The following is a 4,804-nucleotide window of genomic DNA, read 5'->3' on the forward strand; positions in this document are numbered from 1 at the left end:
CTTTAGACGTCGCTGGAGAGAAACGGCTTATAGCCGGTGTACAAGCCACCCGTTTTCACGGGTGGTTATGACTTCTAAATACTTTGTCCAGCTTTTAATTTTTTCATAAAAATGATGGAACTTGGAATCAGAACGATGATACTTCCGATCCAGGCGGCGGGGTTTGCGGCGGCGGTCCCATAAAAACCGAAATACTGCATGCCGATGATGGCGACTGCTGCTCGGAAAATCAATTCTCCAAAGCCTGCTAGTGTTGGGATAAAGCCCTTGCCAAGTCCCTGAATAAAGCTACGAAGAATAAAGAGGGAAGCAACAATCCAGTAACAAGAGCCGTTAATGATGTAATAAACAAGAGCCAAGTCCAGCACTGTTTGGCTGGCATTTGGCAGAAAGAGACCAGAGAAGAAGCGATTGCCCAAGATGAGAATGACCGCAAATACAATGGCCCAAGCAATGCTGAGGAGTAAAGAGTGGCGCACTCCTTCTCGAATACGGTCATAGAGCTTGGCGCCGTAGTTCTGAGCAGTAAAGGTTGCGATAGCCAATCCCAGATTGACCATGGGCAGCATAGCCAACTGGTCAGTACGAAGGGCAATGGCCTGGGCGGCGATGGCGTCTGTTCCTAGTTGGTTAACCATAAACTGCAAGGTCATGGCTCCGATGGCGATAATACTGGCTTGAAATCCCATTGGAAAAGCAAGTTGGGCATGTTTCTTGAGATTACCTCTATCCAATTTTAAATCAGCTAGTCCGATATGATAGTGAGGTACCTTGTGGATAATGTAAAAAATAAGAAAGACGACCGAACAGGCTTGAGCAAGGATAGTTGCAAAGCCAGCTCCGAAAACGCCCCAGTTCATAACTAAGATAAAGAAAAAATCCAGACCGATATTGATAAAACAAGCGATGATTAGGGCAATCAGAGGTGTTTTAGAGTTTCCGAGACTGCGTAGGGCTGAGGACAGAAAATTATAAAAAATAGTAAAGGTCAATCCTCCAAACATGGCCGTTAGAAAGGCATGGGAGTGGTCGATGATACTCACAGGCGTTTGCATTAAGACCAAGATAGGTTTCAAAAAAGCTAAGGCTGAGGCTGTTAGTAAAAGGCTGATGAGGGAAGCGTAGAAGAGTCCGTGGACAAAAGATTTTTTAAGCCCCTCTAAGTCGCCAGCTCCAAAGCGTTGGGCAGAAATAATGGTTAATCCATTGGTAACACCTTGAGCAAAACCGATGATTAAAAAAATTAGGCTGGCAGTTGAGCCGACACTTGCAAAGGCATCCTTTCCCAAAGTATGCCCCACAATCATGGAATCAGCAAAATTATAGGCCAATTGAAAAAAAGATCCAATCAACAAGGGGATAGCGAATTGTAAGATGACCGCAATCGGCTTTCCTTTGGTTAAATCATTCATAACGTCTCCTTTTGACAGATGATAAGCCCACTAGATAGATGATAGTCTAGTAGGCTTTCTAGGGATAAAATATTTCTCCTGAAAACGGAGTATAGGACGTAAATTTGTTATTTATACTCTTCGAAAATCAAAATCAGACGTTGTTGACTTGATTTGATGTGTGAAAGGCTCCAGTGGAGCCTTTCAGCCTGTTACCTTGAAACAAAATAGTAACAGGGTTCTATCTGCGTAAGTAGTAACGAACTACGTTCGCCCTATCTCCAACCTCCAAAGGTTCCCCAAACCTTTGGAGCTAGTCTGTTTTTGATTTTCATTGAGTATTAATTTGTCAGCTCTTCAAAATGATCGACAGTATTATGGTCTGTTACTGCTAAGATGAGTTCGTCAGATTTGAAGACATAGTCAGGAGTTAGTTGGATGTTTAATTCCTGATTTTTGCCACTTCGGTAACCGATAATATTGAGTTTATAGTGTTGGCGGAGTTTTAATTCGCCGAGTGTTTTGCCAATCCATTTTACTGGCGGGTGAAACTCAACAATGGAAACATTACCGTCAAGCTCAAAGAGGCTGGTTGTATCGCGGTGGAGTAATTGTTTGGCTAGGGAAATACCTGTTTCGCGTTCGGGAGAAATAACCTTGTCAGCACCAACACGGAGAAGGACTTCTTTCGCAGTTGTTCCTTTGACTTTGGCAATGACCATAGGAACGCCTAGGACCTTGCTATGCATAACAGCAAGAACACTGGATTCCAAGTTTTCGCCAGTAGCTACAACAACAGCATCGCAGTTACCGATTCCTGCTGCACGTAGGAGCGAGCGATCGGTGATGTCTCCGACAATACCGCGCGTGAGAATAGGTTCTAGATGATTGATACGTTGCTCATGATTATCAATAGCAATGATATTGCAATCGTAATTGTGTAATGTTTTTGCAATGGTAGTACCAAAAACTCCCAGGCCGAGAATTCCGATAGTATAGTTTGGCATGATTTCTCCTTTTAAACAAGCATAGATGATTTTGCGTATTGAAGACTTTCGGTTTTAGATAATTTTCGAACAGAAAGGCTTGCGAGAATAGAAAGTGGACCGATACGGCCGAAGAACATGAGCGCCATAATGACTGCTTGACCGGCCATGGTTAGACTTGGTGTCTGATTGGCAGTAACACCTACAGTGGCTAGTGCTGACATGACCTCGAACATTAAAAATAGAAGTGGTTGTCGGTCATCTGTTAAGGCAAGTGCGAAGAGTCCTATGATAAACATAAGCAGGAAGACGGAGAATGTCGCAAAAGCTTTGCGGATGCTGAGGTTATCAATGGTTCGTCCCATAAAGTTGGTATGAGGGAGGCCGAGAATTTCACTACGAGCATAGAGTACTAAGGTTAGGAAGGCGGTTATTTTAATACCGCCGGCTGTTCCACCTGGGGCCCCGCCAAGCATCATCTGAAAGATATAGAGCAAGAGGGTGATTGGTTCAGCCTTCGTGTAGTCGATACTGGCAAAACCAGCGGTTCGCATGGTGACCGTCTGGAAAAAGCTGGCTAATAATTTATGACCAAATGATAGTTGCCCGATAGTAGAGGGGTTATTCCATTCAGTGAGTAAGGTTGTCAGAGTTCCGAGGGTTAGTATAGTAGCTGTTAGACCTAGAACAATCTTTGTATGGAACCCTAGTTTTCGTAGGCTACGTTTTTGCCCGATTTGTGTCTGAAGGTCAAACCAAACCGAGAATCCAAGACCTCCCATAATAATGAGACTGGCTAATGTTATGTTGATTAGAGGATTATCCACATAGCGCATGATGCTAGTTGCGCCAAAATTATCAAAACCAGCATTACAAAAGGCTGATATAGCTACGAAAATCGAGGTAAATAAACCTCTCGCCCATCCAAATTCAGGTACAAAATGAAAGGACAGTAAGAGGGCTCCAAAGGCTTCGACCGCCAAAGTAAAACCAAAAGCTGATTTGAGGAAGTTACGAAAATATTTTGTGTCAGATCGGTTTAGAGCCTCTTGTAAGGTCGCCATATTGATGAAATTCATTTTACGACCACCGCGTAAAGCGAAGAGACCGATGAATCCTATCAAGCTCAAACCACCAATTTGGATTAGCATCATACAGATAATCTGTCCAAAAGTAGAATAGGTTTCAGCAACGGCTTTGGTAAATAGCCCTGTCACACAAACCATGGAGACAGATGTGAAGAGATGATCCCAATAACTTGCTGTAGAGGTGCTAATTTGTGAGATGGGAAGACTTAGTAAAATTGATCCAGTCAGAATCACGAATAAGAAACTGATAATGATTCGCTGACTGGGAGAAAGTTTGATCCTAAATGGTGACATAATTCTACCTTTTCTCAAAAAAAAATAAAAGATGAAGATATTGTAGCACAAAAGAAAGAAAATGTACGACTAAAACACGCAAAGAACCTGATTTTTTCTCTTCTTGAAAGCTTCATTGTTTTTTATTACCATGGATTTTATAAGTGGTGTTTACATGAGGTGGCTCATTTTATTTGTGACACCAGGATTATGGGGAAATTCTTATGGATAATGAAAAAGTGGTGCGGACCATAAAAAGAATCTCCTTAGTTAACCTAGGGAGATTTATTTCCATTCTGCTAAGACTTGTTGATGATAGTGACGTAAAGGTCCGACCTTTTGGAGGAGGTAGGTCGCAGCCAGTCCGACCAATAAGCCTGATAAAATTCCTGTAAAAGCGAGGATTGGCAGGTAGTTCAGTACATAGAAAGAGCGGGCAATGGTAGCAAAAACAAGAAGCTGACCAAGATTGTGCAACATCCCGCCCAGAATAGAAATTCCAATAGGACTGACACGGTTTGGACCGAGCTGCTTGGCAGAGAGCATTCCTACATAACTCAAAGTAGTTCCGGCAAAGCCATAGAGGAATGTGGAAAAGGTGCCTCCCAGAAAGGTTGAGATGAGCAAGCGTAGTGAGACAACCTTTAGGCTATCCTTTGTAGGGAGGGTAAAAATAGCAATTAAGCTAATCAAATTTCCCAGTCCTAGCTTGGCACCTGGAGCAAAAGCAAATGGGGGGGTGATGAGTCGTTCAATCAAAGAAATGACAACTGCCTGAGCTGCCAGCATCGTAATAAAGTTAAGTGTTTGACGTTTAGAATTCATGGGTGTAGAGAAAAAACTCTTTCTAGTCGATTATCTATTTTACTATCATACTTGTTTTTGTTCACTATGGCAAGTTTTGTTTGTGTATATTACTAATTATTGAAATTCGCTTGTCAACTATCTTGGAATACGATATAATGGGAACATGTAATTTGTTTTGATTTTCACAAGTCTAGTGGTAAAAAGTCAATAGAAAGTTGATTAATTTTTAGATGATTTTCTAGACAAAAGGGTGCACTAA

General features: G+C 42.1%; 4 protein-coding genes. All 4 read right to left on the minus strand.

What is annotated here, in order from left to right; genetic code table 11:
* Nucleotides 1–74 precede the first annotated feature (74 nt).
* The 4 genes from SST111_RS07125 to SST111_RS07145 all read right to left on the minus strand — a co-directional run bounded on the left by SST111_RS07125 (nucleotide 75) and on the right by SST111_RS07145 (nucleotide 4,563).
* Complete coding sequence (locus tag SST111_RS07125) at nucleotides 75–1,412, minus strand: MATE family efflux transporter (protein ID WP_099810490.1); 1,338 nt, start codon at nucleotides 1,410–1,412, stop codon at nucleotides 75–77.
* A gap of 320 nt (nucleotides 1,413–1,732) precedes the next feature.
* Entirely contained in the window at nucleotides 1,733–2,398 is a 666-nt protein-coding gene (locus SST111_RS07130; protein ID WP_002942648.1) for a potassium channel family protein, read from the minus strand.
* An 11-nt stretch (nucleotides 2,399–2,409) separates the two neighbouring features.
* Nucleotides 2,410–3,759 carry a TrkH family potassium uptake protein gene (locus SST111_RS07135; protein WP_029174444.1) on the minus strand — a complete coding sequence of 450 codons (1,350 nt, stop codon included), beginning with the start codon at nucleotides 3,757–3,759 and terminating at the stop codon, nucleotides 2,410–2,412.
* A gap of 264 nt (nucleotides 3,760–4,023) precedes the next feature.
* Nucleotides 4,024–4,563 carry a Gx transporter family protein gene (locus tag SST111_RS07145; protein ID WP_024406623.1) on the minus strand — a complete coding sequence of 180 codons (540 nt, stop codon included), beginning with the start codon at nucleotides 4,561–4,563 and terminating at the stop codon, nucleotides 4,024–4,026.
* Between the last annotated feature and the right edge of the window lie 241 nt (nucleotides 4,564–4,804).

This window comes from Streptococcus suis YS161 (assembly GCF_002760245.1).
In the GTDB taxonomy this organism is placed as follows: Bacteria; Bacillota; Bacilli; order Lactobacillales; family Streptococcaceae; genus Streptococcus; species Streptococcus suis_I.

Excerpts from the sequence above, each read along its gene's own strand:
- SST111_RS07145 (WP_024406623.1), bottom strand. The coding sequence starts at position 4,563 with ATGAATTCTAAACGTCAAACACTTAACTTTATTACGATGCTGGCAGCT.
- SST111_RS07125 (WP_099810490.1), bottom strand. The coding sequence starts at position 1,412 with ATGAATGATTTAACCAAAGGAAAGCCGATTGCGGTCATCTTACAATTC.
- SST111_RS07130 (WP_002942648.1), bottom strand. The coding sequence starts at position 2,398 with ATGCCAAACTATACTATCGGAATTCTCGGCCTGGGAGTTTTTGGTACT.
- SST111_RS07135 (WP_029174444.1), bottom strand. The coding sequence starts at position 3,759 with ATGTCACCATTTAGGATCAAACTTTCTCCCAGTCAGCGAATCATTATC.